Raw genomic sequence first — 26,138 nt, forward strand, 5'->3', positions numbered from 1 at the left:
CGTTTCCTTCACTTTTTTTTATATTTTTTTTGATAAGATTATTATAAGAAGTTGTTTTTGTAAGTAGTTTTTATTAAGGTATTTGTGAATTTTTTAATCAAAATTACAAATTCAGCTTCTTAAATTACTCAAAGGAGCTGTAAATGGGATTTGTTTCTTTAGAGGAAAAAGAAATAAATAACGAAACACTGCCGCAAGAAGTATCCAACAATGAAAATTTTCATCAAGAGTTTGAAATCATGGAAAGCGATTTGGAAAATTTGTCTGAAAAATTACATACAAAAACCGCTGAAGGTCTGGCTGCAATTGAAGAACTGAAAGGCACTATGGAACAGATAGCGGCGGCTGCCGAGGAAAGTGCCGGAGCCGCAGAGGAGACGTTAAGTGCTATTACGGAGATTAAGCAAAATTCCAAATATTTAGAGGTCGAAGTTCAAAATACGGTTGAAACGATACTGGATTTTAAAGATTTGCTTAACAGTTCGATAGATTCTTTTGAAGAAGCCAGCGAAAGCTTAAAAAACACTTCTCAAAAAGCTGAAGAAATTTCGTTAAAAGCCAAAAAACTTTTAGATGCCAGTAAACAGATAAACGATGCAGTAGAACTTATAACTAAATTATCCAAAAAAACGGGTCTTCTGGCATTAAATGCGGCGATTGAAGCTGCACGCGCGGGGCAGAGCGGAAGAAGTTTTACCGTAATGGCGAGCGAAATCAGGGCAATGGCAAAAAAATCAAATGTATATGCCGAAAAAATCAGTATTCTTGTTAACGACATTCAGGAAAAAATACATAATGCAAATAACGATATGGGAAAGATTAAAGAAGATATAGAAAAATTTTCACAAGAATCTTTAAAACTTGCCGCGGAAATGAGGGAAATCGGAAATATTATTGAAAAAATAGTGGCGGATGCCGAGAAACTTATTGAAAATATTAAATTAACCGTCGACGAAATAGAAGATCTTCATCAGGCAAGCGAAACAATAGCCGCTGCGGCTGAAGAGAGCGCAAGCGCCGTCAGTGAAGTTACAAACACTATTGCTTCTCAGGTAAATGCTTTTAACGAGTCTCAAAAAGCAGCTGAAATCTTAAAGGAAATTTTAAAAAAAGACAATTTTCAAAACGAACTGGCGACTGCAAGCGAAGAACTCAGCTACAGTGTGGCACAGCTTGAAGATTCAATGAGAGAGATAGTCGAGGCTCTTTCCCAGATAGAGGAAGCTGCCGAAATTTCAAAAAACGATGCCAATAAAGCACAGGATATTGCAGGTAACTGCGTAAATTATATAGCTAAAGCCAAAGACTTTATGGAAGAAATTTATAATGGCTTTTTGAGCATTAAAGAAAAATTTAACGATATATCCAAAACTTTGATCAGAATGAAGGATGAATCGGCCGAGAACATATTATCGTCAAACGAGCAAAAAGCCAAAATTAACGAAATCAAATCCAAAATCAGAAAACTTAATAATGCGATAAGAAAGATAGAACTTTCAATTGTACAGATAGGTGCCCTTTCCATCAACGGAGCCGTGGAAGCTGTAAGAATAGGCGAAGGCGGGGAAGGATTCAGCGAAGTCAGCCACGATATCAGAAATCTTGCCGATACTTCGGAAGAAAATCTGGATAAAGTAATAGATATTATTGATGAAGTAAATGAGGAAAACGACAAAATACTTGTTGAAATTAACAATATATTTTTAATTCTTGAAAATGAAAGCAATAAACTTAAAGAAACTACAAACGAATTCGACAACAGTCTTAATATGCTAGAAGGAGTTATGCACAAAACGGAAAAATTAAAAACCTCGATAGATGAAATGAACATTGCGCTCGAACAGATTCAGCTTGCGGCCAAACAGACGGTGGAAGCTGCGGAAATATCGAAAAACAACGCAAGCGAATCCAAAGAGGCAGCGAATATTATTTTAAATATTTCAAAAGAAATGAGCGCGATTATAAATAAACTAAAAGAAATTTCATTAAATATGGTAAAGAGTGAGTTATGAAAGTAGCGGCACTTGAGTTTAGGGTTGCCGATAAGTTTTTTGCCATTGAAATGAGCAGGGTTAAGCATTTTTTTGAAGTTGAAAATATAATACGGCTTGATTTTCTTCCTTCTTTTGTGGAGGGTATTGTAAATTACAACAATTACGTATATCCATTGATTTCACTGAAAAAAGCGTGGCATATAGATGACGGAAAAAAAGAAGATACGGCTGTAGCCATTGTTTTTAACAACAGGGAATATGCAATATTGATTGATGAAATAATTAAAATAGACGAATTGGATAAAAAAGAGAATTTTCTGGTTGAAGTGTTTGAAGAAAACGGAAAACTTATAGGCAATTTAAATCTCGAATTTTTAGACGATTATAATATTCCCACTTTTAAAAACAGAACCGAAAACAAAGAACGAAAAAAAGATGTCAACAAAGAGAGTTTTCTGCTTTATGAATGCGGCGGGGAAATACTGGGGATTGATACTTCGGTAGTTAAAAAAATCGAAGACTATGAAAACGATAGCGTAGTTGTAAACGGTATGCTTGTAAAACTGGTTTCAGGGGAAAAAATATACAAAGAGTGTGAAAAAAGAAACATTCTAATTCTTGAAGATGAAAAAGTGCTTGCATGTCCCATTGGAAATATAATAGATGTGCATTTGATAGATAAAGATGAAATCACGCTGGTCCGTGATGATGTTTTTGAAAAATATTTTCTTTTTAAATCTCAGGAAGTTAAAATTTTTTCAAAAAATTATTTAAAAAAGCTGATTGACAAATTCGGAGCGGTTGTTAAAAAAGACAAAGTCAAAAAATTTGATGAAAAAATTGAAGTTTTACTGCTTAATATCTGTGGAGAAAGATTTGCGATAAGAATGAGCAGTGTTGCCGATATCAGCGAATATAACGAGGCAAGTCTTAATTTTGCAAATGACAATCCTCATGTAAAAGGTATAATTACCACAAAAGAAGGCGCAACTTTTATATTAAGTTTTGAAAAAGTTTTAAATAAAAAACCTGAAATAACGGACGATTCCAAAATTATAGTTATAAAAGACGAAAAACATTTAAAAGCCATTTTGGTAGACGGTATCGATGATATCATTTACGTAAAAAAAGAAAACATTCTTTTAAGCAATGACAACGACGGTATTATCGGAGGAATGGTGCTTAAAGACAAAGAAATGATCCCTCTTATTAATATAAGCTGGCCTAAGGATCTCTAATGTTTAAGGGTTTTGAAGAAGATAAAATATTCAGATTCAAAGAGTTTGACGAAGCAAGAATTTATATAGAAAACTTTAAAGACGACAAAGACACTTACGAAGCTGTCGATTATATGATAAACCATAAAGAGTATTATTTTCTGCTTAAAAACGTGTTAAAGCAGATAGATACCAAAAAGAATATTTTGGCATATCTTTTTTTTAACCTTCCCTGTCTTAAAAGAGAGGAGGATTTGGATTTATTGATAAAAATAGTAAAAAGGTCTGACAGGATCTTAAAAAAAATAGTTATAGACTATATAAAAAGCTGTAACAATGAAGAATTCGCAAAAAAAATGTATGAAAGGGGATTGAAAACCGAAGCGGTAGAAATTCTTAAGAAATTTCCCGGCTGTGTAAAATATTTAAAAGAAAAATTAAGCGGTGAACAGGATGAGGAGGTTATAAAAAAAGCCGTGGAGTTTTTTGAAATTTATGATGAGGAATATGCCAAAAAATTAAAGGAAAAACTTGGAAATAAGTGATTATCAGTTAAAAAAATTGAGAAATTATCTTAATAATGAAATAGGCATATATGTTGACGACTCGAAAATGCAGACAATATATAAAAGAAAACTGCTGAAACTTTTAAAAGAGAAAGGTTATAGTGATTTCGAGGAGTTTTATAAAGACCTTGTATTAAAAAAGAGCTCTTTTTTAAAGCAGGATCTGATTAATGTTTTTATGGTTAACGAAACTTATTTTTTTAGGGAAAAATATCAGTTTGATACGTTGGTAAAGCATGTCTTGCCGGAGCTGCATATAAAAAGACCGGCCAATGAGATAATCAATATATTATGCGCACCCGTTTCCAGCGGAGAGGAGCTTTATTCGATAGCGATTATGCTTATGGAAGAAGGAGAGCTTATTAAAAAAAGGGATTTTATGCTTTTAGGCATTGATGTCGATTCAGATGCGATAGCTAAAGCGAAAGCAGGAATATATTCAGCCAGAAGCGTGCATAAACTTCCTCCGGAACTTATAGAAAAATATTTTGTAAAAACAGGGAATCTTTATAAGGTGAAAGATTTTCTAAAAAAAGCGGTTAATTTCAAAATAGTTAACATAATGGATAAATATCAAATGAAAAAACTAGGAATGTTTGATGTGATTTTCAGCAGGAATATGCTTATATATTTTGATGAAAAATCAAAAAGAGAAGTTTTGGCCACATTTTACAATATATTAAAAAACGACGGATATCTTTTTTTAGGACACGCGGAAAGAGTGCCAAGTGATATAGTTTTGTTTAAAAGTATGAAGATAGGAGACAGTTTTGTTTACAAAAAAACTGCTGATAGTTAGTCCTTCCGCCGTTTTCAGGCTTACTCTTAAAAAGTTTTTGGAAAACAGGTTTGAGGTTGATACAAATAAAAACAAAGAAATAGATTTAAAAAAATATGATTTAATTATTTTTGATAAAGACTACGGGGATGAATATAAAAAATTTTTAAATAAAGTTGTGCTTATAGGCGGAGAATGCGAAGACTGTATTGAAAAACCCGATTTTATATCAGAAGAGTTTAAACAGAATCTTTTAAATTTAATAGAAAAAAAACTTGGTATCAGACAGAAAAGAAAAAAAATACCTGAAATAATAAAAGGGGCTGAAAAATATGTGCTTATAGGTTCTTCAACGGGAGGTCCCGGGCTTATTGAGACAATAGCAAGGTCTTTGCCTGAGGATTATCCTTATCCGGTGTGCGTGGTTCAGCATATGCCCGCTAATTTTACGTCTAAGTTTGCTTCAAGGTTGAATTCGGTGTCAAAATTAAACGTTGTCGAATCGGATAATACCCAGCCGGTTGTAAAAGGGTATTTTATTATCGCCAAAGGAGGATGGCATTTGCATTTCAGAAATAAAGACGGGATAGTTTACTGCAAACATGCCCCTAATTCCAAAAACAAATTTTTTGTGCCAAGTGTAGATGAAATGTTTTTTTCCGCTCTTGAAGTAATGAATCCGAAAGATATAATGGCAGTAGTGCTGACAGGCATAGGCGATGACGGTGCGGACGGGCTAGTCGCTTTAAAAAAAGCGGGAGCTTATACTATAGCCGAATCGGAAAAAACGGCGGCGGTATACGGAATGCCGAAAGCCGCAAAAGAAAGAGGCGGAGCCTGTAAAATATTGGATTTTCCAGATATTGTAAAAGAGATATTAAAATTTGGAGAACATTAAATCCATTTTTTCTTTTTAAGCCACCAGTATATGCTTCCGGCTATTGTGATATTTACGATCCACGTCATCAGATACCCGTATTTCCAGTGCAGTTCCGGCATATATTCAAAGTTCATTCCGTAATTTCCAACCACGAACGTCAAAGGAAGGAAAATAAGTGAAATTGCGGCTAGGCGCTGCATTGCTTTATTCATTTTAGTAGACAGAATACCCATATGCAGGTTTAGCAAATAACCTGTTCTGTCAAGAAGGGTTTTTGATTCGTCGATCAGATATTTAAGGTGTTCGTTTAAGTCGATGAATTCGTATTTCAGATCTTCTTTTATATTCGAATCGAATCTGTGGTACATTCTGTTTAAAACGTCTTTCTCGTGTATAGAGACTTTGGTGATTCTGTTTAAAGTACGTCTGGCATAGTATATGTCTTTTTGAAGTTCGTCCTCTTCTATGTTTTCGTGGAAAATAGAATCTTCCAAGTTTTCCAGGGCTTCGTCTATTACGTCAATTATCAAAATTGTATTGTCAACTAGAATATCGGCAATCTGGTATAAAAGATATTCGAAATTTTTATACTTATGTCTTCTTTTGGCGAATTTTTTAGCCAGTTCTACTATAATGTCTCTTTCTTCGGCTAAAATGAAAAGTTTGTTTTCGGTAATAATAAATACTACGTTTGAATCGTCATAAAGGAGGTTTTCCTCTTCGTCGAATTTGATGTATTTTAATACAAGAAATTTAAACTCATCTGCCTCTTCGTATGTAATAGACTGGTCTTCGCTCTGAATATCTTCTATAAAACTTTCCGGAAACGAATGGGTTTTAAGCCAGTTGATAATATCTTTGTTGTCAACCGTTGAAAAAATAATCTGTCTGTCGTTGTTGATAATTATTTTTTCAGTCTGCTGGAGTTTGTCGGTGAAGATAAACATAGCGCACCTCCTTTAGGAGGTTGCAGAGGAGATATAATTTGTGTTACATCGCCTCTACAACCTGAAATGTTTTGTAATTATACAAAAAAAAGTTAACTTATATTTAACCGCTCTTAAATATAATCACAAAAAAGGAAAAAAATGAAATTAAGATATTTTTTTGTAATAACGTTTATATCTTTTAATATAAGTTTTGCATATCAGGTAAAACCGGAAAACAGAGTAATCGAATATAATAAAAAAACTGAATATAAAAATTTAATAAATCAGGCCAATAAATTAGCTTTGAATAAAAATATAGAAAAAAGTCTTGAAACGGCGAGAAAAGCATATGAATTGTGTCCTAACAAAAAAGAAGCTCTTTTAATTATGGCAAGAGTGTATAATTTTAAAAAAGATTTTTTAAATTTGAGAAAAACCGCGGAAAAGATTGTTGAAATTTCACCTAGTAATTATCTTGGAAATATATACCTTGCAAATTCGTATATGAAATCCGACAGGGTTAAAGTAAAAGAGATTTTAACCTCTTTATTAAAAAAACATCCGCAGGATGCTCAGATTACAACTAAATTAAAGGTATTGAATGAAATTTAAATTCAAATTTAATATCGAGCTTACACAGACACAGCTTATTATTCTCTCTTCGCTGTTTTTTGTTCTGTTTGAGAATTTCGTGTTTTTTAAAAAGTCGTATGAGGCCTTTCATAACGTTTTGTTTATGCTGGGGCTAGGAGGGCTTTTATTTGTCGTTATTTCAACTCTATTGATTTTAATTTCAAACCGTTATATTATTAAACCTTTTTTGATTGTGCTGTTTCTGGTTTCTTCGGCGGCGGCATATTACATGCAGGCTTACGGCACTATTATTAACGATAAAATGATTCAAAATATCTTTGAAACAGATACGAATGAGGTTAAGGATTTGCTTAATTTCACACTGTTTGCATATATTTTGTTTTTAGGGGTGCTTCCTTCGCTTTTTGTATATAAAGTCAAAATAAAAAACAGGGGGATTAAAAAAGAGATTATTTCAAGACTTAAACTTGTTGCTTTTAACATACTGCTTGTACCGGTGTTGTATCTTATGTTTTCAAAATACTGGGTGTCTTTTTTTAGAAGCCACAAAACACTGAGAATGTATACCAACCCTACTTATTACATATATTCTCTAGGAAAATACATTGACGAGAAATATTTCACAAAACCGATGAAGTTCAAACATATAGGTATGGATGCAAAAGTAGAGGAAAAAGGTAAACCGAAACTTGTTATATTCGTACTCGGAGAAGCGGCGAGGTATGACCATTTTTCATTAAACGGATATAAAAGAGATACGAATCCAAACCTTGAAAAAATAAAAGACCTTATAGATTTTCCAGACGTTCATTCGTGCGGTACCGAAACTGCGGTTAGCGTGCCGTGTATGTTTTCACCGTATAACAGAAGCGATTATTCCGATAAGCTTGCCAAACATACGGATTCCGTAATAGACATAATAAACAGAGCTGGCGTGAATGTATTATGGAGGGATAACGATTCCGGCTCCAAAGGAGTGGCCAGCAGAATTAAAAATTATGAAGATTACAACAATGCGAATATAAAACCTTACTGTAAAGACGGAAACTGTGTTGATGACGTGTTGCTTTACAAACTTCAGAAGTGGATTAACGATCTGAATAATTCAAAACCGGTATTTATAGTGCTGCATACAAAAGGCTCCCACGGACCGGCGTATTATAAAAGATATCCGAAAAGTTTTGAAAAATTCAAACCTATATGCAAAACAAACCAGCTTCAGGACTGTAAAAGAGAAGAAGTCGTAAACGCATATGACAATACCATTTTATATACGGATCATTTCTTGGATGAGGTAATAAAATTCTTAAAGAAAAACGAAGGCAAATACAGGGTTGCCATGTATTATATGTCCGATCACGGTGAAAGTCTCGGTGAAAACGGAATATATCTGCACGGTATGCCTTATTTTATAGCGCCGGACGTTCAGAAGCATCCTGCAAGTGTGGCTTGGTTCGGTAAAAATTTCGATATAAACGTCAGCTGCGTTAAAAAGATAGCAAAAGACGCATATACCCAGGATAATCTATTCAGCACCCTTTTGGGGCTTTTGGATGTAAAAACAAAAGTGTATAATCCTAAGATGGATATATTTTATAAATGCAGGATTAAAAAATGAAACCTAAATACAGTTTTTTTAAAAATTTTAAATACGCAAGGGAAGGGTTTGCAGAGGTTTTTAAAAAAGAAACCTCTTTTAAACTAGAAATAATTTTTTTTGCAGTTTTATCTGTTGTGGCCGTTTTTCTGCCGTATCCCGTATGGGCTAAAATAATACTTATATCGGGGATGCTTGTTCCTTTGATAGTGGAACTTTTGAATTCCGCGATAGAAAGAGTTGTAGACATGGTTACAAGCGAATATCATGAACTTGCCAAATACGCTAAAGACGCGGCGGCAGCCGCTGTGATGATTTCTATATTTTTCAGCGTACTGGTATGGATCTGTGTAATTGTTTATTTTTGGTAGAAAAACTCTATAATAGCCTCTACTCCGTTTTTTCCGTCGCTGTTTAATTTTATTTTTCCGTTGTGAAGGTTGATAATCGATTTTACGATTGAAAGTCCGAGTCCGAAACCTTTTACTTTTTTGTTTCTGCTTTCATCAACCCTGTAGAATTCATCGAATATAAACGGAAGTTTTTCTTTAGGTATTCCTATTCCGTTGTCTTTTATTTTAAGAATTATTTTATTTTTCTCTTTTTTCAGAGTAATGTTTATTTTAGTGGCTCCGTATTTAATGGAGTTTTCTATCAGATTGGATATAGCTATCATTAGAAGCGTTTTGTCGCCTTTTAAATAGTATTCTTCATCCTCTTTTATATTAAGGTCAATAGAAACTTTTTTGGTGTATTTTTCAAAAAGCTCAAGAATAATGTCTTCTAAATCTATATTTTCGAAGTTCTGTTTGTTTAGAGCGTCTTTTTTAGTTAAAAACAGCAGTTTGTCAGTAATTTCATTTATGTAGTTTATTTCGTTAAGCAGTGACTTTAAAAGCTCTTCGTCGCATTCGTTGTTCATAAGGGCGACTTCTATTTCGCCTTTCATTATCGTCAGAGGCGTTTTCAGCTCATGAGAAACGTTCGAATTGAATATTTTAAGCCTTCTGAAAGACTCTTCTATATTATTTGCCACTTTATCGATAAATTTATATCCGATGAGCAGCACTATCAGATAAATAAAAAGCGATACTGCTAGTGAAATGGTTTTTACGATCTGTATTTTGTCGTCGTTACCGGATATTACGGTGGAAACCTGAATAATTTTGCCGTTTTTTATGTAGTTGTATATTAAAAGTGTTTCTTTACCGGTAGGTGTGTCTATTTTTTTGGTTATAAAGCCTTCTATGTTTTTTTTGTCTTTTTGCATTATAAAAGGGTTTGTTTTATTGATTATTCTTATAAAAAGCGGATAAACCTTGTATTTATGCTGTATTCTTAGAAGAGTGGTTTTATTAAACTGTTCGTTTGAAATTTCTGTAGCGATTATTACGAGTTTGTCTTTTAAATGCATATTAAAAGAGCTGATAAGGAAGAAGATTAAAGCTCCTTCGAATATTGCGATTATTAAAAAAACTACAATCGCAAACTGTATAAAAAGAGTGTTTCTGAGATTATTCATCGCTTAGTTTGAATCCCATGCCTCTGTATGTTTTAATAAGTTTTTTGTCGAAATCTTTGTCTATTTTTTTTCTAAGATGTGAAATATATACGTTAATTACGTTTGAATTTATTTCATCGTCCATTTCCCATAAGTTACTTTGGATCATATCCGTATTTACTATTTTGTTTTTGTTAATCATAAGATATTTTAAAAGTTCGAACTGTTTTGCAGTAAGTTCTATAAGCTTTCCGGCTCTTCTTACTTCTTTTGTTTCAGGATTTAACTCTAAATCAGCCACTCTTATAATATTATCGTTTAGGTTATTGCTTCTTCTGTAAAGCGCTTTTACCCTTGCTATCAGTTCTTCAAATTCGAAAGGTTTAGTAAGGTAGTCGTCAGCTACGCTTAAACCTTCAACTTTATCTTCAATATCCCTTTTTGCAGTTAAAATAAGAGCCGGCGTGTTTTTTTCTTTTTTAAGCTCTTTAAGCAGTTCTATTCCGCTGATTTTAGGAAGCATCCAGTCTACAATTAATACGTCGTAATTGTTGTTTTGCGCCATATAAAGGCCTTCTTCACCGTCTGTTGCTATATCTATTCTATACCCGACTTTTCTAAATCCGGCCTGAATGAATTTTACTATTTTTTCGTCATCTTCTATTAGTAGTATTTTCATGGGATCTCCTTTGTTGCTATACTAATATTATACAAAGTTTAATACAAAAATGTTAAAATTTGGTTAAAAAATTTAATATTTGTAAAATTTAAAGGAAATATATGATTTTGGCAATTGAAAGCAGCTGTGACGACACCTCTTTGGCTGTAATGGAAATAAAAACGAAAAAACTTCTTTTTCATAAAAAAATATCCCAGGAGCTCGAACATTCGGTATACGGAGGAGTGGTGCCGGAGCTTGCCAGCAGGCTTCACGCGAAAGCCCTTCCGGAAATACTTTCCAGAACAAAAGAGTTTTTCCCGAAACTAAAAGCCGTTGCCGTGACTAATGCACCAGGTCTTTCCGTTACCCTTCAAGAAGGCGTAATGATGGCAAAGGCTTTAAGTATATCTTTAAATATATCTTTGATAGGCGTAAACCATTTAATAGGCCATATCTATTCTCTTTTTATTGAAAAAGATGAAATAAAACCCATGATGGTGCTTCTTGTCAGCGGAGGACATACTAAAATACTGAATTTTAACGGGATTGACGACGTATGCGAAATTGCCAGCACGATGGATGACAGTTTCGGGGAGAGTTTTGATAAAGTCGCTAAAATGCTGGGACTAGGTTATCCCGGAGGGCCGGTAATAGAAAAGCTTGCCGAAAAAGGCGCTGAAACTGTAGGACTTCCTCTGCCTCTTAAAAACTCTCCCGAGATTGCGTTTAGTTATTCCGGTATTAAAAACGCCGTAAGACTTGCCATTGAAACGGGCAGGTATAAGTCTGAGGATATTGCGGCCTCTTTTCAGGCCAAAGCTATTGAACATCTTGTTTTTATGAGCAAAAGGGCCGTTAAAAAATACAGACCTTTCAATTTTGCGATAGTCGGGGGCGCCAGCGCCAATTTGAAATTAAGAGAAGAGTTTGAAAAATTGTCAAAAAAATTCGGTTTTAAACTGTTATATCCGGAAATGAAGTTTACTTCCGACAATGCGGCCATGATAGCAAGGGCTGCAGTTGAGATGTATAACAAAGGAATGTTTACGGATTATAAAAAAATAAAGATAATTCCGAGAGTTGAGTTTGAAAAATGCGAATAAATGTTTAAAATACAAAACAGTTTCAAATCCGGCTGTTTTGCTGTTAGATAAAGTGTCTGTCACTTAATTATAAAGCAAAAAAGGAAAGCAGAAATTATAATCTGCTTTCGTATCTTCTAAGCATCCAAAGTTTTCTAAGGATTTTTTTACGAGTCGCGATTTTTTCTTTTTTACGTCTTTCGCTCGGCGGCTCGTAGAATCTTCTTTTTCTAAGTTCTACTACGATCAGGTTTCTGTCAACCTGTCTTTTGAACTTTCTGTAAGCAGATTCGAAATCTTCGCCTTGATGTACTACGATTCCTGGCACTGCTCTCACCACCTTTCGTTTTTTTTGTGAATGAAATTTTACCAAAATTTTTAAAAAATAAAAAATATAACAATTTTATAAATTCCTTTTTAAACGGAAAGAGTAAAATATAGATTGTAAAAGGGTAAAATGTTATAATTCCAATTAAAAAGGTGCTAAATGAGCAAATATATTTTTGTAACCGGCGGAGTTTTGAGTTCACTCGGGAAAGGTATTACTTCAGCTTCTATTGCCACGCTGCTTCAGCACAGCGGTTTTAAAGTATCTATGGTAAAAATAGACCCTTATATAAACGTTGATCCGGGAACAATGAGTCCTTTTGAGCACGGAGAGGTTTTTGTAACCGAAGACGGTGCTGAGACGGATCTTGATATCGGAAATTATGAGAGATTTTTAAATACGAATCTCGGTAAAAAGAACAATTTTACAACCGGACAGATATATTTAAGCGTAATTGAAAAAGAAAGAAGAGGGGATTATTTAGGAAAAACGGTACAGATAATTCCTCATATTACGGACGAAATCAAAAGAAGAATAAAAGAAGTCGCAAAAGACGTTGATATTGTGGTTGTGGAACTCGGGGGAACGATAGGGGATATTGAAGGTCTTCCGTTTTTAGAAGCTGTAAGACAGCTTAAACATGAAGTCGGCAAAACAAACGCAATGTTTGTGCATGTGACTTTAATACCTTATATAAAAGCAGCCGGAGAGCTTAAAACAAAACCTACACAGCACAGCGTTCAGGAACTCAGACGTATAGGTATCACGCCTCATATGCTTGTGTGCAGAACGGAAAAGCCCCTGCCGAAAGCCCTTAAAGAAAAACTTGCCGACAGCTGTGACATAGAAAGAGACGCCGTTATAGAAGCGGTTGACGCTCCGACGGTTTATCAGGTGCCTTTGAACTTTTTAAATCAGGATATATTGACGCCTATTTCTAAACAGCTTGATTTAGGGGAGCTTCATCCTGATATGACCGAATGGAACTTTATAGTCAAAAAAATAATTTCACCTCAAAAAAGCGTAAAAATAGCTTTTGTCGGAAAATACCTTCAGTTAAAAGAATCATACAAATCATTAATCGAAGCGCTTATCCACAGCGGTGCCCATCTTGATATGAGAGTGGATATAGAATGGGTTGACAGTGAAAACCTTGAAAAAATGGACGATGAAAAAATGGATGAGCTGTTTAACGAAGTAAGCGGTGTTTTGGTTGCAGGAGGTTTTGGGGAAAGAGGAGTAGAAGGAAAACTTAAAGCCATAAAATACGCACGTGAAAACAAAATCCCTTACCTTGGTATATGTCTTGGAATGCAGCTTGCGGTAATAGAATTCGCAAGAAACGTATTGGGACTTGAATATGCAAACTCTCAGGAGTTTGATCCGGACACTCCGGAACCTGTCGTTTATCTGATAGACGAATTTATCGATGCAAGCGGACAAAAACAGCTAAGAACCCATAAATCTCCTCTTGGCGGGACAATGAGACTCGGAGGATATGAGTGCTTTGTAAAAGAGGGGACTAAACTTTACGATGCTTACAAAACGGATAAAGTAATCGAAAGACACAGACACAGATACGAAGTAAACGGTGCGTATGAGGACGCTCTTAAAGAAAAAGGTATGATAGTAAGCGGTAAAAGCGTTGAAGGTCTGGTAGAAGCGGTTGAACTTAAAGAACACCCTTGGTTTGTAGCCGTTCAGTTCCATCCTGAATTTACCAATAAACTAAAATCACCTAACAAGGTTATTATGTCATTTGTAGAGAATGCCTATAAATGTCAAAGAAGCTGCTGATTAATGCTCACAAAAGAAAAAATAAAACAGATACTCTCAAACCGAATCGAAGAGCTCAGCTCTTCAAACCTTCCACATTATTCACTTCTTTCAGATATCGATAAAGCCGCCGAAAGAATAATCAAAGCTATAAAAAACAATGAAAAAATTGTCATAGTGGGCGATTATGACGTAGACGGAGTCAGCAGCAGCGCAATTATGAAACTTTTTTTTGATTTTTTAGAATATAGCGCTGAAATCGTTATACCCGACAGGTTTGAGGACGGATACGGACTTACTCCCAAACTGCTTGAAAGAATTGAAGCGGATCTGATCATTACCGTCGATAACGGAATTACCAGTTTTGAAGCTGCTGAAATCTGTAAAGAAAGAGATATAGATTTAATTATAACCGATCACCATACGCCTTTGATAAATGAGAAAAAAAGCGATTCTAAGTTTAAACTTCCCGATGCGTATGCAGTAGTAAACCCAAAAACCTCTCCGGATTTTCCTTTCAAAGAAATATGCGGGGCGGAAGTGGCATGGTATCTTTGTGCGGCTGTTAAGAATTCGCTTAAAGTCAAAATAGATTTGAGGGAATATCTCGATATTCTGTGTATTGCCATAATAGCGGACGTAATGCCTCTTACACATATGAACAGAACTCTGGTGAATATGGGATTAAAAAGGCTAAACGGCGCATTAAAACCTTTTTCAAAAGCTTTAAAAAGGTTTTTTAACAAGGATTTTTCGAGTGAGGATATAGCTTTTCAGATAGCTCCTAGATTAAATGCGGCGGGAAGAATGGCGCATGCAAACACGGCTTATGAATTTTTAACAAGCACAGATGAAAACAGGGCTTTTGATCTGCTTATGGAGCTGGACGGACTGAATAATTTAAGAAAAGAGACGGAAAAAGAAGCAGTCGAATCCATAGATGTGGATAATGAAAGTTTTATTGTCGTAAAGGGCGATTATCACGAGGGAGTGGTGGGAATAATCGCCAGCAGACTGGTATATAAATATAAAAAACCGGCAATTGTTTTAAGTAAAAAAGACGGAATGCTTAAAGGAAGCGGCAGGAGTCTCGGAAATATAGATATTTTTGCCCTTGTAAATGAATGCAGCGAAATTCTTGAAGGTTTCGGCGGACATAAAATGGCATGCGGTCTTTCATTAAAAGAGGATAATTTCACACTTTTCAAACAGGCTGTAAACGAAAAAATAGTAAAATATTCAGATGAGGATTTTTTTATTGAAGACTATGTTTTGGGCGAACTTCCTTTTAGTGAAATAGATATAGAGCTTTTGGATATACTTAAATCGTTTGAACCGTACGGAGAGGGAAATCCAAAACCAAAATTTACGGCGGCGGCTAAAATAGAACATATTCAAAACCTTAAAGAGAATCATTTTAAGCTTATTCTTTCTCAGGACGATATTGTTTTACCTGCCGTTATTTTCAGATATGACGGAGAGTTTGACGAATTTATAAAGTTTAAATTCAGCGTAAACGAAAACAGCTATTACGGAAGAAGCGTGCAACTAATGATAGAGGAGATATTATGAAACATTCCATTTTCAAGGCTTTAAACGACAGCGAGGTTGAAGAAATACTTCCTTATTTTCAGCAAAAAAAGGTAAAAGCGGGTGATTTTATAGTTAAAGAGGGCGAATATTCCGACAGTGCTTTTTTACTGCAAAGCGGAGAAGTTTCCGTAATAAAAGAAACTATTTATAAAGACGACTATATTATTACTGATATTAAAGCCGGAGGCGATGAGTTTTTCGGAGAGGTTAATCTGATTGACAGAGGGCTGGTGACTTCTACCATTAAAGCAAAAACGGACTGTGATATTCTTCAGATTACACATAACGATTTTATAAATATGATGGATGAAAAGCCTACAATAGCAATTAAACTTTTATGGGTTGTAGCTTATGATATTTCTAAACATTTAAGAAAGGCCGACAGTGATGTAATAACCCTTTTTAATGCTTTTGTTGAGGTTGTTGAAAATGACTGACGGAAGGAAGGATGAAGGGTAAAGGAAGAAGGATGAAAGTGAAAGGAAAATATAAGAGTTGAAAGAAGTATTGACTAAAGACGGCAGTATTACGTTAAAAAGCGAAAAATATAACGAATGCTACCATTCAAGCGAGGGAGCTTATACGGAAAGTCTTTATAAACATGTTCTTCCGGGATTTAAAGCGGCAGAGCGGTTTGATTATTACGGAGATGAAATCAGAATACTAGATATCTGTTTCGGTCTGGGATACAATACTCTCACAGCCGTGCTTCACAAACCCAAAAACGTTAAGCTGAAAATTTTTTCTCCCGAACTCGATGCTGATCTTGTCAAATCTTTAAAAAACTTCAAATACCCGGAAGAATTTAAAAATTTATTGAGTGTAATCAATGAACTCAGTGAAAATTTTTATTATAAATCTTCCGATGTTGAAATAGAAGTGTTTGCCGGTGACGCAAGAGAATACATCAAAAAACTTGAAAATATACATATAGTTTATCAGGATGCGTTTTCTCCTAAAGTAAACGGGGAGCTTTGGAGTATGGAATATTTCAGGGATATTTCGAATATTTTAAACAAAAGTGGTATAATTACCACATACAGCGTTGCAACGCCGGTAAGATGCGCTTTTTATAAACTGGGTATGAAAATTTATACTCATCCTTATAATAATATAAGAAAAGGCACTATCGCGTCATATAAAGAACTTGATTTTCCTAAAGTAAACTTTGAGGAAAAACTTAAAAGAGTAGAATGTAGAACTTATTAAATAAAAAGGGGGTGGATTTAGTTATTACAGGGAAAGGATAAAATAAATGCGTTTTATACTGTTTTTATTAATAAATTTTATATTTTTATATGCGCAGGGTTTAATAGAAACCATCCCCGAAACCGTAAAATACGATAAAGCAAAAGCGGAACTCGGAAAACTTCTTTTTTTTGATACGGAATTTTCCCTTGATAAAAAAATAAGCTGTGCAAGCTGTCACAATCCGGCTCAGGGCTGGGCGGACAAAAGAAAGGTTTCTATAGGATCTTACGGAAGAAAAGGGGATATACAGTCTCCGACCGTTTTAAATGCCGGATTTAATTTCAGACAGTTTTGGAACGGCAGGGCGAAAAATCTTAAGGACCAGATTAAAGGGCCTGTTGAAAATACTCACGAAATGGGTATTAGTAAAAAAGGCGTTATTGAAATATTAAATTCTTCCGAATATTATAAAAAGCTGTTTAAAAAAGCATATCATACGGATAAAATAACATTCGGAATGTATGCCGACGCCATAGCCGAATTTGAAAAAGCTTTAATTACCCCGGATTGTAAATTCGATCTTTATTTGAAAGGAAAAGCAAAACTTACCAAAAAAGAAGAGGAAGGTTACATTCTATTTAAAAAATACGGCTGTATTACGTGTCATAACGGGATTAACATAGGCGGCAACTCTTTTCAGAAAATGGGTGTTATTTTTCCTATAAAAGACTGCACAAAAGACAGGTATTCCGTTACCCATAATTCTTTGGACAAATGTGTGTATAAAGTTCCTACTTTGAGAAATATTGCATTAACCGCACCTTATTTTCACGATGCAAGGACATATAGCTTATATGAAGCGGTACAGATTATGGCATATCATAATCTGGGATTTAAACTTTCCAAAAGCGATGCCGAAAAGATTGTGATTTTTCTAAAAACACTTACCGGCAAAACTCCTGCAATTATGAGAGAAGAGAAATGAAAAAAGCCAGTCTGAGTTATAAAATAAAACTTTACATTATAATATTTATAGGCGTTGTTATAGTAGGGCTATTATATAAATTCGACAGGTATACCCAGTATTATTTTTTGGAAAACAATAAAATACAAAAACAGTTCAGCAATATTAAAAACGCCGAACTTCAGCTTCGTTACGAAGTACTTGTTACCAGTATTTATATGTATACGAATAACGATAAAATCATAAAAGCGACGGATAAGCTTCAGGAGTGTATTAATAAGCTTTTATCCAATCAATATTTCAAACACCAATACCCATATCTTTATCGGCAGATGCTGAAATATAAAAAACTTATTGATAAAAAAATAGAAAAAGTATATGAATTCGAAACACTGAATTCTCCTATTAAAAATTCTATAATGTATCTTGCCGATCTGTTGGACAGACTTCCAAAAATAAGCAGAGAAAGAATGAAATACCAGCGTTTGCAAAATGCTTTTAAAAGCAATAACCTTTACGCTCAGAAAATGATAAGCGTGGTTTCTTCCGTATTTTTGGCGAGAAGCAGTCTTGATAAGGATTTTATTAAAAATCTCGATTTTGATTTTTTTAGAAATTACAAAACTCAAAATCCCCATTTCAGGCAGTTTAATAAAGTTCTGGTGGCTAATTTAAGAGTGTTCGTAGATTATTTCAACAGATATACGGATGTATTAAAATCTATTACGGATAACAGGGCGGCCAAACTTTTGGAGCAGATACACGAAGAGCATCTTGAGAGGGTAAACAATAAAATAGTTATTATTAAGATAGTTTCTATGCTTCTTATTGCTTTTGTATTGATAGCGGTATTTACCGTTGTGTTTTTAATGTCAAAACTCCATATGGACTATGAAAAACTTGAAGTTTTAAACAGAAGACTTAACATATCTTATATAACCGATAAGCTTACAGGTCTTTACAACAGAAACAAATTTGACAGTGACGTAAAAAAATTAAAAAACCCGGTATTAATACTCGTAAACATTGACAGGTTTAAACATATAAACGACTATTACGGTTCAAAGGTGGGAGACGAGCTGTTAAAAAAAGTGGCCGTTGTCATACAAAACATACTTCCGGAAAATCTGAATGCCCAGCTTTACAGACTTGGAGCCGACGATTTCGGTATTTTGTACGATTATGAATATTATCCTAATATAAAAACCCTGGCGAGAAAAATAGTCAAATATTTTGACAGCAACGAATTGGAAATAGAAAATATTAAACTTAACATTTCCGTAAGTATAGGTATAAGTACAGTGGAGCCTCTTCTTGAAAATGCGGATATCGCTCTTAAATACATAAAAAAATCTTTAAGAAAAAAAATAATGTTTTATTCGGAAAACATGAATGCCAAAAAAGAGATACAGCAGAATATTGAAAAAAGCAAAATATTATATCAGGCTATTAAAGAAAACAGAATTGAACCGTTTTTTCAGCCTATAGTGGATACTTATACCAAAGAGATAACTAAATACGAAGTACTTGCAAGAATAATAATAAACGGCGAGCCTCAGTCCATATATCCTTATCTTCAGATTGCCAAAGACAATAAGCTTTACGGCGATATTACAAAAATAATAATGAAAAAAACATATGAAAGGGTTATTAAAAAAGAAGAAATTGATTTCAGTATTAACATTTCTATTGAAGATATATTAGATACTAGTATAGTAAGACATATGTATTATCTTTATCTGAAAAACAGATCTCTTGCAAAAAGGGCTACTTTTGAAATACTGGAAAGTGAAGCGATTAAAGATTACCAGGAAATAGAAAAATTTCTTCGAAGGGTGAAATATTACGGGTCTAAAATAGCAATTGACGATTTCGGAAGCGGTTATTCAAATTTTGAGCATTTAATTAATTTAAACGTTGATTATATAAAAATAGACGGTTCTTTAATAAAACAGCTGGCCGTTAATCCGAATGCTTATAAAATAGTAAAAGTAATAAACGATTTTGCGAAAGAAACAGGTATTAAAACGATAGCGGAATTTGTAGAAAACGAAGAAATTTACAATTTAGTAAAAAAACTACATATAAATTATTGTCAGGGATACTATTTTTATAAGCCTAAACCGTATTGTTTTACATAATTTTTACAAGTTTTATGTAAAATTTGACATAAATCTTACAAATTTAACAATAATTTAATGTTTGTGTTCTATAATTCTAATCCCCCCCCCTTTTTCATCCTTTCTCCTTTTTAGATTTACTAAAAAGAGATATTGACGAAATGTTCGATTCCGTCTTTAACGACCACAGCGTCGATACAAAAGGCGGAATCGATACCATTTATTTTAATATAATATTGTGCTGAATTTATAATTCTTTTTAATTTAGCGGGTGTTATGTTAAAAATAGGTTCGAATGTTTTACCGCTTTTTACTTCAATAAAATGAAAAACCCCGTCTTTATATGCGATTATGTCTATTTCACCAAATTTTGTATAAAAATTTCTTTCGATTATTCTATAACCTTTTTCCTTTAAATATGAGCATGCTCTGTCTTCCGCGATATTTCCTTTTTTACGAGTATTCATCGAGTATCTTTATATGGGTGTCTGGTATTTTGGCAATTTTTCCGTTTTTGATATACACTACGCTTACTTCCAAAACAAAGATTTTTTTGCCTTCTTTATAGATTTCCTGCATAATCTGAACTTTTACTTTTGTCCGGTTTAATATTTTTGTTTTAACCGTTAACAGATCTCCAAGTTTAGCGGAAGAGATATATTTTGCTTTCAGCCCGCTTACCACATAGCCTTCGTTTTCAAAAAATATTCCTTTTTCAAAAAATATTTCGCTTCGTGCCTTTTCACAGAATTTTATATATTCGGTATGATAAACTATTCCTCCGGCATCGGTGGAATCGTAATAAACTCTAATCTGCATATTAATCCTTTTATTTGAATGATATAATTCTATCAAAAAGGTTTTATTTGTACGATGTCATTATTTTAGGAGCGGGAGCTTCGGGACTGTTTCTTGCGGATATGCTGAAAAATAAAAAAACGCTTATTATCGAACACAACAATACGTACGGTGCTAAAATTAAAATAAGCGGCGGCGGAAAATGCAATATTACCAATAAGAAAGTAAGTGCGGAAAATTATTATCCTAAAAGTGAATTTGTTAAGAAGGCTTTGGAAAAAGCAGATAACAGATCATTGCTGGAATGGATTAAAAAGAAAAAACTGAAAGTTAAGGAATTAAAAAAAAACCAGTATTTTTTTGATTCTTCTGAGGTTTTCTTAAAAGTTTTGCGGCCTAAATGCAAAGTTGTATACAATGCGGAAATTTTAGAAGTAAAAAAAGGTTTTGAAGTTGTTACTGACAAAGGCGTATTTAAAGCAAAAAATGTTGTTGTAGCTCTTGGAGGGGCAAGTTTTAAAAAACTCGGGGCAAGTCTGAAAGGTTATGAAATAGCGGAAATATTCGGAATCAAAATAAATCCTTTAAGACCTGCGCTTGTAGGTTTTACCGTTCAGCCCTCACAAGCATGGTTTAAAAAGTTAAGCGGAGTGTCTTTTTTGGCTGATGTTAAAGTGTCTTCTAAAAAATTCCGCCAAAACATTCTGTTTTCCCACAGAGGAATTACCGGTCCCGCTATACTGAATGCATCTTTGTATTGGGAGAGGGGCAAAATAAATATAGATTTTTTAGTCGGAAGAAAAATTGAAAACCTGTTGAAAAACCCTAACCGTCAGATAATCACACAGCTGCCTTTGCCAAAAGCGTTTGTTAAAGAGTTTTTAGAGCATATAGATATTAAGGACAGACCTGTAAAACAGCTGAAAAAAGAAGAAATGGAAAAACTTAAAGTTCTTGAAAACTATGAGTTTGCTCCTGCCGGCACGTTTGGATTTGAAAGGGCGGAAGTGACTAAAGGCGGTGTTGCTACGGATGAACTTAATGAATTTATGGAATCAAAAAAAGTGCCTGGTCTGTATTTTATAGGAGAAGTAATCGATGTTACTGGAGAGCTGGGAGGATATAATTTTCAGTGGGCTTTTACCAGCGCCTATTGTGCTTTTTTAAGCCTATAATGTTCTAATTTAAGAGTCAAATCAATGTTTTCTTTGTTTTTTATAAAATCTATGGGGAAATATATTCTCAGCACCGCTTTATAATTTTTAAGGGCGTCTATTAAATCGTAAAAGTTTTTAGGCGATTTTATTTTTGCTTTCATGATATAGGTTGTTTTTATAAAATCTTTTTTATATACGGTTGAGTTTATTTCCTTAATTGATGAAATACTCATATATTTTGAAGCGAACATTTTGAAATTATTTATATCAAAATTTCTCCTCAGGGCGTTTAAAATTTTTCTGTTGGCGTTTTTCAGTTTTTTAAGTTCGGTCAGTCTTTCTTTATATTCGTTTGTGGTCATATCCAATGTATATTTTGTCTGGTAATATTCGGTTTGAGATTTTTTAAAAGAATGAATCGCAGGTGAAATTATAAAAGCTATAAAAAGCAGTGTCAAAACTATAAAAAGCGTAAAAAACAGGAAGTTTTTAATAACATCTATGCCGTAAACTTTTACTTTTGGCAGTTTAAAAGAAAATTTAGGCATTTTCATTGTTCTTCTTTCAGATAATTTTCAGATTTAAATTTATACCATCCGTTGCTCATCTGGTAAAAATATGTTTTGGTTTCGGTAAAAATCGATTCCAGAGGAGGCAGCATAAGCATATTGTAAATATCTTTCGTAGGCGTGATACCGTATATAATCAGTTTGTTTTTATCAAAATAGATACTGTTTAAGGTAATAGGGTCAGGTATAAGGTCCAGCAGATTTTTAATACTGTCTTTCATTAAAGAGTTTTTAACCATAATGTCTTCATATAAAGTTTTCTGTTTGTATATAAACTGCTTTTCTACAGATATATCTGCTATTTTCTGTTTTAAAGAGATAATCTCTTTGTTAAAAGACTCTGTCTCTTTATTGTAAAGGATGGTTTTAATTTCCAAAAACAGGGCAAAAAGTGTATATAATATAATTGAAATACCTATAAAAATAAGCCAGAGTTTGGTATCTTCTTTTATCAGAGGCTTCGGTTTAGGCGTTATAAAACTATACATTTTTCCTACTTATTTCGTTTAATGTTTTTAATATATCCAGTTTTTCAAGGCTGCTTTGAATAAAAATTTCATCGTTTATTATTTCGGTAATGTTTTCTTCTATGCCTATGGTATCAAAAATATAAATTTTTTCAATAAAATCTCCGCCGTTTTCATAATATTCTTTAAGGGCAGTTTTAATATGCTCTTTTATTTTATATTCGATGTTTAGTGTTTCTATGTTTTCCGTCTCTTCTTCCATGTCTTCGACGTTTTCTATGTTTTCGTCTAACGTTTCGTCAAAATCTTCTACTATATCCATATCAGAAATGTCTTCAATGTCTTCGTTTTCCGGATTTATTTCCTCATCAGCCGTTTCTAATATATCGGAAAATACCGGGATGTGGTCTTTATAGATTAAAATATAAGAATATTCCTGCGTTGAAAGAATATAAAGAGCGTTATGTCTCAAAGAAGATTTGACGTCTATCAGGGCAAACGCGGAATATAAAAAGTCTATAAAAGGATACTCTTTTTTTTCTTCCATCAGTTCGTAAAGAGTAATGTAAAAAGAGTATTTTTTGTTTATGCATATGGATTTTATGTTTTCAAGTTCAATACCTAGTTCTTTATATTTGTGTTTGTCGCATGAAGGAACCGTTCCCTGGTTTTGCGTAGCTACGAAAGTGGATACGTATGTCTGGGGGTTGTCGTCTATAACTTCGTCGATGTATTGTTTAAGTTCTTTTTTATTTTCGAATTCTTTTGTTTCGGAAAATATTAATTTTTCCTTTTTATATCTTTCATTTAAAACTTTATAAATATTCTCATCTTTATAAAACGCTATAAGGTTTGGTTTGAACAATAATTTTTTCAAGAACATAGCGGATGAGCCTTGAGATAATTTTTTAATTTTAAAGTGTCGCTGAGTTTGGTGTATATTTGCGTGGTTGATATAAACTCATGTCCTAAAAGCTCGCTTACGTCGTTAATTCTGGCACCGTTTTGAAGCATATAAGTGGCAAACGAGTGTCTTAACTGGTGAGGTGTGACGTGTATACCGTGTTTTTTGAATGCTTTTTGAACAAGATACCTTATTTTGTCGCTTCCTAAAGGTGTGCCGTTTTTTTCAAAAAGATATTCTTTTTTAGGGTTTGTCTGAAGATATTTTTCTATAAATTCTTTAAGTTTAGGGTGAAGGGGTAGTATTCTCGTTTTGGAGCCTTTACCCGTAATTTCTATCCATTCGCCTTTTATGTCGTTTAGTTTTATACCTGCCGCTTCGCTGATTCTGAGTCCTAGGGAGAATATGACCATTATGGCAAGGTATTCATCCATTGTCGCTGATTTAAGTGCTTTTTTTATATGTTCCATGCTTACCGGTTTCGGAAGTGTTTTAGGGACTTTTACGTGTTCGTCTCCAACAATTTTGAATTTATGCCCTTCAGTTTCCAAAAATTCAAAAAAGCTTCTGAGGGCTGAAACTTTTTTGGCTATGGTTTTTTTGTTCAGATTTGCTATATGCAGTCTGTAAGGAGTTATGTCTATTATGCTGTTTTCTATTTCAATATGCTCTATTGCTTCATTGAGGATAGTTTCATATGTTTTATATGTGTTTATTGATTTTGTTTTTTTAACAAAGCTAAGATATTTGTTAATCTCTTTTTGCAAAAACTTTTTCATATATCTCTTTTGCCTTTTCGTATTGTTGTCTGGCTTTTAATTTAAGTTCCTCACCTATCAAAAGAGAAGGTTTAAGGTTTTTATATTCGTCAAGTAATATTTCAAGCATAATTTTTACTTTTTGACGTTCTTTGTCCGTTATTTTCGGTTTGTTTGCTATTGCTTCTATTTCCTTGAAATATTTGTTTGAATCTTCAAGAAAATTTACCCACTCTTTGGCTATTTTAGACTGGGTGTATACGGTAAAGGCCATTCTGTTGTAAGGGTCGAGGATATAAGCCTCTTTCGCTTTTACAAAAGCCTTGTCGTATTCACCGTTTTCAAAATAATATCTGGCCTCCAGAGAGAGGCGGTATGATTTATTAAGGGTAAAATAAAGCACAAATCCGATAATAATTATACCAAGAAATAAAAGTAACTTTTTTATATTACCTCCCCTTTTAATGTGTGTTTGTTTGCCTCGGTTATTTTAACATCGACAATTTCACCTAAGTATTTATCCGTTTCAGGTATTTTGACGGTGAAAAAATTGTCGCTTTTGCCGCTTCCGGGTTCGTCAATCAGCACTTTGTAAATTTTGCCTATCTGGTTTTTTGCTATTTCGTCAAGTATTTCCCCGTGTCTTTGCTGCAGTCTGTAGAGTCTTTCTTTTGCCGTCTGTTTATCCACCTGGTTTGACATTTGAGCGGCTTCCGTTAAAGGACGGGGGGAATATACAAAACTGAAAATCTGCTCAAATCTTACTTTTTCAAGAACGTCCATGGTTTCTTCGAAGTCTTTTTCGCTCTCACCCGGAAAGCCTACGATTATGTCTGTCGTAATACTGACATCCGGAATCTGGCGTATTATTTCACATCTGTTTAAAAACCATTCTTTTGTATATCCTCTTCTCATGGCTTTAAGAATTTCACTGCTGCCGCTTTGAAGAGGGAAATGTATGTGTTTGCATATTTTAGGGTTGTTTGCGAATTCGTCAAGAAATCTGTCGTCGGCATGAAGAGGGTGAGGGGATGTGAATCTGATTCTTTCGATTCCTGCGATTTTACTTACTTCCCTTAAAAGGTCGGTAAAATCTACTTTAGGATGATCGACACTGAATCTTTTGCCGTAATTGTTTACGTTTTGTCCTAGAAGCGTGATTTCTTTTACGCCTTCGTTTGCTAATTTTTCAACCTGTTTTAATATCAGATCCATCGGAATTGAAAGCTCTTTGCCTCTAGTTTTCGGAACTATGCAGAATGAGCATTTTTTATCGCATCCGACCATTATGTTTACAAAATCTTTATATGGATTTTTTCTTGTGTTTTTGAAAATATATGTCGTATCGTCGTAATTTATGTCGGTTATTACAGCTTTAGGTGTGTTTAAGGCTTCTTTTATGCGGCTGACGTTTCTGGCTCCCAAAACAAAACTGACAAAAGGCGCTCTTTTTATAATTTCTTTTCCCATATGGCTGGCGGTACATCCGCACACGCCGAATTTTGCGTCAGGATTTTTCTTTTTAAGCGCACCGAGTTCTGAGAATAGTTTTTGAACGGGTTTTTCTCTTACCGAACAGGTGTTAAGTAGTATGAGTTCCGCTTCTTCCGGATTTTGTGTAGTTGTGTATTCGTCGGAAAGTTCGGCGATGATATGTTCGGAGTCTTTGACGTTCATCTGACATCCGAACGTTTCTATGTAGAGTTTTTTCAAT

General features: G+C 34.0%; 28 protein-coding genes. 16 read left to right on the forward strand and 12 right to left on the reverse strand.

The window, feature by feature from the left end; all coding sequences use genetic code 11:
- Positions 1-143 precede the first annotated feature (143 nt).
- The 5 genes from C3L23_RS01225 to C3L23_RS01245 are packed head-to-tail and all read left to right on the forward strand — an operon-like array spanning position 144 to position 5,453.
- Complete coding sequence (locus C3L23_RS01225) at positions 144-2,012, forward strand: methyl-accepting chemotaxis protein (RefSeq protein WP_127679345.1); 1,869 nt, start codon at positions 144-146, stop codon at positions 2,010-2,012.
- A complete protein-coding gene (locus C3L23_RS01230) occupies positions 2,009-3,232 on the forward strand; it encodes a chemotaxis protein CheW (protein ID WP_127679346.1) in 1,224 nt (407 codons plus the stop codon). The genes C3L23_RS01225 and C3L23_RS01230 overlap by 4 nt, the downstream gene beginning before the upstream one ends.
- A complete protein-coding gene (locus C3L23_RS01235) occupies positions 3,232-3,756 on the forward strand; it encodes a hypothetical protein (protein WP_127679347.1) in 525 nt (174 codons plus the stop codon). Before C3L23_RS01230 ends, C3L23_RS01235 begins: the two co-directional genes overlap by 1 nt.
- Positions 3,743-4,576, forward strand: coding sequence for a protein-glutamate O-methyltransferase CheR (locus C3L23_RS01240; protein ID WP_127679348.1), 834 nt, complete (start codon positions 3,743-3,745; stop codon positions 4,574-4,576). Before C3L23_RS01235 ends, C3L23_RS01240 begins: the two co-directional genes overlap by 14 nt.
- The gene (locus C3L23_RS01245) at positions 4,548-5,453 is read left to right on the forward strand and encodes a CheB methylesterase domain-containing protein (protein ID WP_127679349.1); all 906 of its coding nucleotides are present in this window, start codon (positions 4,548-4,550) and stop codon (positions 5,451-5,453) included. Before C3L23_RS01240 ends, C3L23_RS01245 begins: the two co-directional genes overlap by 29 nt.
- Here C3L23_RS01245 and C3L23_RS01250 read toward each other — a convergent pair.
- A complete protein-coding gene (locus C3L23_RS01250; RefSeq protein WP_127679350.1) occupies positions 5,450-6,382 on the reverse strand; it encodes a magnesium transporter CorA family protein in 933 nt (310 codons plus the stop codon). The two genes, C3L23_RS01245 and C3L23_RS01250, sit on opposite strands and share 4 nt — an antisense overlap.
- Positions 6,383-6,523: 141 nt before the next feature.
- Between C3L23_RS01250 and C3L23_RS01255 the strand changes: the two genes are divergently transcribed.
- The 3 genes from C3L23_RS01255 to C3L23_RS01265 are packed head-to-tail and all read left to right on the forward strand — an operon-like array spanning position 6,524 to position 8,926.
- Positions 6,524-6,976 carry a lipopolysaccharide assembly protein LapB gene (locus tag C3L23_RS01255; protein ID WP_127679351.1) on the forward strand — a complete coding sequence of 151 codons (453 nt, stop codon included), beginning with the start codon at positions 6,524-6,526 and terminating at the stop codon, positions 6,974-6,976.
- Positions 6,966-8,576 (forward strand): phosphoethanolamine transferase, encoded by a 1,611-nt coding sequence (locus C3L23_RS01260; RefSeq protein WP_127679352.1) that lies wholly within the window; start codon positions 6,966-6,968, stop codon positions 8,574-8,576. Before C3L23_RS01255 ends, C3L23_RS01260 begins: the two co-directional genes overlap by 11 nt.
- Positions 8,573-8,926 carry a diacylglycerol kinase gene (locus C3L23_RS01265; RefSeq protein ID WP_127679353.1) on the forward strand — a complete coding sequence of 118 codons (354 nt, stop codon included), beginning with the start codon at positions 8,573-8,575 and terminating at the stop codon, positions 8,924-8,926. The genes C3L23_RS01260 and C3L23_RS01265 overlap by 4 nt, the downstream gene beginning before the upstream one ends.
- Here C3L23_RS01265 and C3L23_RS01270 read toward each other — a convergent pair.
- Positions 8,914-10,077 carry a cell wall metabolism sensor histidine kinase WalK gene (locus tag C3L23_RS01270; RefSeq protein WP_246831078.1) on the reverse strand — a complete coding sequence of 388 codons (1,164 nt, stop codon included), beginning with the start codon at positions 10,075-10,077 and terminating at the stop codon, positions 8,914-8,916. The two genes, C3L23_RS01265 and C3L23_RS01270, sit on opposite strands and share 13 nt — an antisense overlap.
- A complete protein-coding gene (locus tag C3L23_RS01275; RefSeq protein WP_127679354.1) occupies positions 10,070-10,735 on the reverse strand; it encodes a response regulator transcription factor in 666 nt (221 codons plus the stop codon). The genes C3L23_RS01270 and C3L23_RS01275 overlap by 8 nt, the downstream gene beginning before the upstream one ends.
- A gap of 101 nt (positions 10,736-10,836) precedes the next feature.
- Between C3L23_RS01275 and tsaD the strand changes: the two genes are divergently transcribed.
- Entirely contained in the window at positions 10,837-11,820 is a 984-nt protein-coding gene (gene tsaD, locus C3L23_RS01280) for a tRNA (adenosine(37)-N6)-threonylcarbamoyltransferase complex transferase subunit TsaD (RefSeq protein ID WP_127679355.1), read from the forward strand.
- A gap of 94 nt (positions 11,821-11,914) precedes the next feature.
- On the opposite strand, the gene rpsU is transcribed toward tsaD, so the two are convergent.
- Positions 11,915-12,127, reverse strand: coding sequence for a 30S ribosomal protein S21 (gene rpsU / locus C3L23_RS01285; RefSeq protein WP_012663671.1), 213 nt, complete (start codon positions 12,125-12,127; stop codon positions 11,915-11,917).
- 159 nt (positions 12,128-12,286) lie between these two features.
- On the opposite strand from rpsU, the gene pyrG reads away from it, so the two are divergent.
- Genes pyrG through C3L23_RS01315 form a run of 6 tightly spaced genes read left to right on the forward strand, consistent with a single transcriptional unit; the run spans position 12,287 to position 19,792 of the window.
- Positions 12,287-13,924 (forward strand): glutamine hydrolyzing CTP synthase, encoded by a 1,638-nt coding sequence (gene pyrG / locus C3L23_RS01290; protein WP_127679356.1) that lies wholly within the window; start codon positions 12,287-12,289, stop codon positions 13,922-13,924.
- A 3-nt stretch (positions 13,925-13,927) separates the two neighbouring features.
- Positions 13,928-15,475: a single-stranded-DNA-specific exonuclease RecJ gene (recJ, locus tag C3L23_RS01295; RefSeq protein WP_127679357.1), complete on the forward strand. Its 1,548-nt coding sequence runs from the start codon at positions 13,928-13,930 to the stop codon at positions 15,473-15,475.
- Entirely contained in the window at positions 15,472-15,933 is a 462-nt protein-coding gene (locus C3L23_RS01300) for a Crp/Fnr family transcriptional regulator (protein ID WP_127679358.1), read from the forward strand. The genes recJ and C3L23_RS01300 overlap by 4 nt, the downstream gene beginning before the upstream one ends.
- A 58-nt stretch (positions 15,934-15,991) precedes the next feature.
- Positions 15,992-16,705: a tRNA (5-methylaminomethyl-2-thiouridine)(34)-methyltransferase MnmD gene (locus C3L23_RS01305; protein WP_127679359.1), complete on the forward strand. Its 714-nt coding sequence runs from the start codon at positions 15,992-15,994 to the stop codon at positions 16,703-16,705.
- Between the two features lie 46 nt (positions 16,706-16,751).
- Positions 16,752-17,672, forward strand: a complete 921-nt coding sequence (locus C3L23_RS01310) for a cytochrome-c peroxidase (RefSeq protein ID WP_127679360.1) — start codon at positions 16,752-16,754, stop codon at positions 17,670-17,672.
- Positions 17,669-19,792 carry an EAL domain-containing protein gene (locus tag C3L23_RS01315; RefSeq protein WP_127679361.1) on the forward strand — a complete coding sequence of 708 codons (2,124 nt, stop codon included), beginning with the start codon at positions 17,669-17,671 and terminating at the stop codon, positions 19,790-19,792. The genes C3L23_RS01310 and C3L23_RS01315 overlap by 4 nt, the downstream gene beginning before the upstream one ends.
- Before the next feature lie 119 nt (positions 19,793-19,911).
- Here the strand turns inward: C3L23_RS01315 and C3L23_RS01320 are convergent, their stop codons facing one another.
- Positions 19,912-20,238, reverse strand: coding sequence for a YraN family protein (locus tag C3L23_RS01320; protein ID WP_127679362.1), 327 nt, complete (start codon positions 20,236-20,238; stop codon positions 19,912-19,914).
- Positions 20,225-20,590 carry a YbgC/FadM family acyl-CoA thioesterase gene (locus C3L23_RS01325; protein ID WP_127679363.1) on the reverse strand — a complete coding sequence of 122 codons (366 nt, stop codon included), beginning with the start codon at positions 20,588-20,590 and terminating at the stop codon, positions 20,225-20,227. Before C3L23_RS01325 ends, C3L23_RS01320 begins: the two co-directional genes overlap by 14 nt.
- Positions 20,591-20,637: 47 nt before the next feature.
- Here C3L23_RS01325 and C3L23_RS01330 point away from each other — a divergent pair, with 47 nt between their 5' ends.
- A complete protein-coding gene (locus C3L23_RS01330) occupies positions 20,638-21,744 on the forward strand; it encodes an aminoacetone oxidase family FAD-binding enzyme (protein WP_127679364.1) in 1,107 nt (368 codons plus the stop codon).
- Here C3L23_RS01330 and C3L23_RS01335 read toward each other — a convergent pair.
- Genes C3L23_RS01335 through miaB form a run of 6 tightly spaced genes read right to left on the reverse strand, consistent with a single transcriptional unit; the run spans position 21,720 to position 26,137 of the window.
- Entirely contained in the window at positions 21,720-22,280 is a 561-nt protein-coding gene (locus C3L23_RS01335) for a hypothetical protein (RefSeq protein ID WP_127679365.1), read from the reverse strand. The two genes, C3L23_RS01330 and C3L23_RS01335, sit on opposite strands and share 25 nt — an antisense overlap.
- The gene (locus C3L23_RS01340; protein WP_127679366.1) at positions 22,277-22,783 is read right to left on the reverse strand and encodes a hypothetical protein; all 507 of its coding nucleotides are present in this window, start codon (positions 22,781-22,783) and stop codon (positions 22,277-22,279) included. The genes C3L23_RS01335 and C3L23_RS01340 overlap by 4 nt, the downstream gene beginning before the upstream one ends.
- Positions 22,776-23,627, reverse strand: coding sequence for a hypothetical protein (locus C3L23_RS01345; protein ID WP_168175687.1), 852 nt, complete (start codon positions 23,625-23,627; stop codon positions 22,776-22,778). Before C3L23_RS01345 ends, C3L23_RS01340 begins: the two co-directional genes overlap by 8 nt.
- 8 nt (positions 23,628-23,635) lie before the next feature.
- The gene (locus tag C3L23_RS01350) at positions 23,636-24,445 is read right to left on the reverse strand and encodes a tyrosine-type recombinase/integrase (RefSeq protein WP_127679368.1); all 810 of its coding nucleotides are present in this window, start codon (positions 24,443-24,445) and stop codon (positions 23,636-23,638) included.
- A complete protein-coding gene (locus C3L23_RS01355; RefSeq protein WP_127679369.1) occupies positions 24,417-24,827 on the reverse strand; it encodes a hypothetical protein in 411 nt (136 codons plus the stop codon). The genes C3L23_RS01350 and C3L23_RS01355 overlap by 29 nt, the downstream gene beginning before the upstream one ends.
- Positions 24,828-24,868: 41 nt before the next feature.
- Positions 24,869-26,137 carry a tRNA (N6-isopentenyl adenosine(37)-C2)-methylthiotransferase MiaB gene (gene miaB / locus C3L23_RS01360; protein ID WP_127679370.1) on the reverse strand — a complete coding sequence of 423 codons (1,269 nt, stop codon included), beginning with the start codon at positions 26,135-26,137 and terminating at the stop codon, positions 24,869-24,871.
- Between the last annotated feature and the right edge of the window lies 1 nt (position 26,138).

The organism is Nautilia sp. PV-1, assembly GCF_004006315.1.
In the GTDB taxonomy this organism is placed as follows: Bacteria; Campylobacterota; Campylobacteria; order Campylobacterales; family Nautiliaceae; genus Nautilia; species Nautilia profundicola_A.

What these genes read in the sequence shown, in the direction of transcription:
- C3L23_RS01225 (WP_127679345.1), top strand. Translation starts at nt 144, where the DNA reads ATGGGATTTGTTTCTTTAGAGGAAAAAGAAATAAATAACGAAACACTG.
- C3L23_RS01230 (WP_127679346.1), top strand. Translation starts at nt 2,009, where the DNA reads ATGAAAGTAGCGGCACTTGAGTTTAGGGTTGCCGATAAGTTTTTTGCC.
- C3L23_RS01235 (WP_127679347.1), top strand. Translation starts at nt 3,232, where the DNA reads ATGTTTAAGGGTTTTGAAGAAGATAAAATATTCAGATTCAAAGAGTTT.
- C3L23_RS01250 (WP_127679350.1), bottom strand. Translation starts at nt 6,382, where the DNA reads ATGTTTATCTTCACCGACAAACTCCAGCAGACTGAAAAAATAATTATC.
- C3L23_RS01255 (WP_127679351.1), top strand. Translation starts at nt 6,524, where the DNA reads ATGAAATTAAGATATTTTTTTGTAATAACGTTTATATCTTTTAATATA.
- C3L23_RS01260 (WP_127679352.1), top strand. Translation starts at nt 6,966, where the DNA reads ATGAAATTTAAATTCAAATTTAATATCGAGCTTACACAGACACAGCTT.
- C3L23_RS01265 (WP_127679353.1), top strand. Translation starts at nt 8,573, where the DNA reads ATGAAACCTAAATACAGTTTTTTTAAAAATTTTAAATACGCAAGGGAA.
- C3L23_RS01270 (WP_246831078.1), bottom strand. Translation starts at nt 10,077, where the DNA reads ATGAATAATCTCAGAAACACTCTTTTTATACAGTTTGCGATTGTAGTT.
- C3L23_RS01275 (WP_127679354.1), bottom strand. Translation starts at nt 10,735, where the DNA reads ATGAAAATACTACTAATAGAAGATGACGAAAAAATAGTAAAATTCATT.
- tsaD (WP_127679355.1), top strand. Translation starts at nt 10,837, where the DNA reads ATGATTTTGGCAATTGAAAGCAGCTGTGACGACACCTCTTTGGCTGTA.
- pyrG (WP_127679356.1), top strand. Translation starts at nt 12,287, where the DNA reads ATGAGCAAATATATTTTTGTAACCGGCGGAGTTTTGAGTTCACTCGGG.
- recJ (WP_127679357.1), top strand. Translation starts at nt 13,928, where the DNA reads ATGCTCACAAAAGAAAAAATAAAACAGATACTCTCAAACCGAATCGAA.
- C3L23_RS01300 (WP_127679358.1), top strand. Translation starts at nt 15,472, where the DNA reads ATGAAACATTCCATTTTCAAGGCTTTAAACGACAGCGAGGTTGAAGAA.
- C3L23_RS01310 (WP_127679360.1), top strand. Translation starts at nt 16,752, where the DNA reads ATGCGTTTTATACTGTTTTTATTAATAAATTTTATATTTTTATATGCG.
- C3L23_RS01315 (WP_127679361.1), top strand. Translation starts at nt 17,669, where the DNA reads ATGAAAAAAGCCAGTCTGAGTTATAAAATAAAACTTTACATTATAATA.
- C3L23_RS01320 (WP_127679362.1), bottom strand. Translation starts at nt 20,238, where the DNA reads ATGAATACTCGTAAAAAAGGAAATATCGCGGAAGACAGAGCATGCTCA.
- C3L23_RS01325 (WP_127679363.1), bottom strand. Translation starts at nt 20,590, where the DNA reads ATGCAGATTAGAGTTTATTACGATTCCACCGATGCCGGAGGAATAGTT.
- C3L23_RS01335 (WP_127679365.1), bottom strand. Translation starts at nt 22,280, where the DNA reads ATGAAAATGCCTAAATTTTCTTTTAAACTGCCAAAAGTAAAAGTTTAC.
- C3L23_RS01340 (WP_127679366.1), bottom strand. Translation starts at nt 22,783, where the DNA reads ATGTATAGTTTTATAACGCCTAAACCGAAGCCTCTGATAAAAGAAGAT.
- C3L23_RS01350 (WP_127679368.1), bottom strand. Translation starts at nt 24,445, where the DNA reads ATGAAAAAGTTTTTGCAAAAAGAGATTAACAAATATCTTAGCTTTGTT.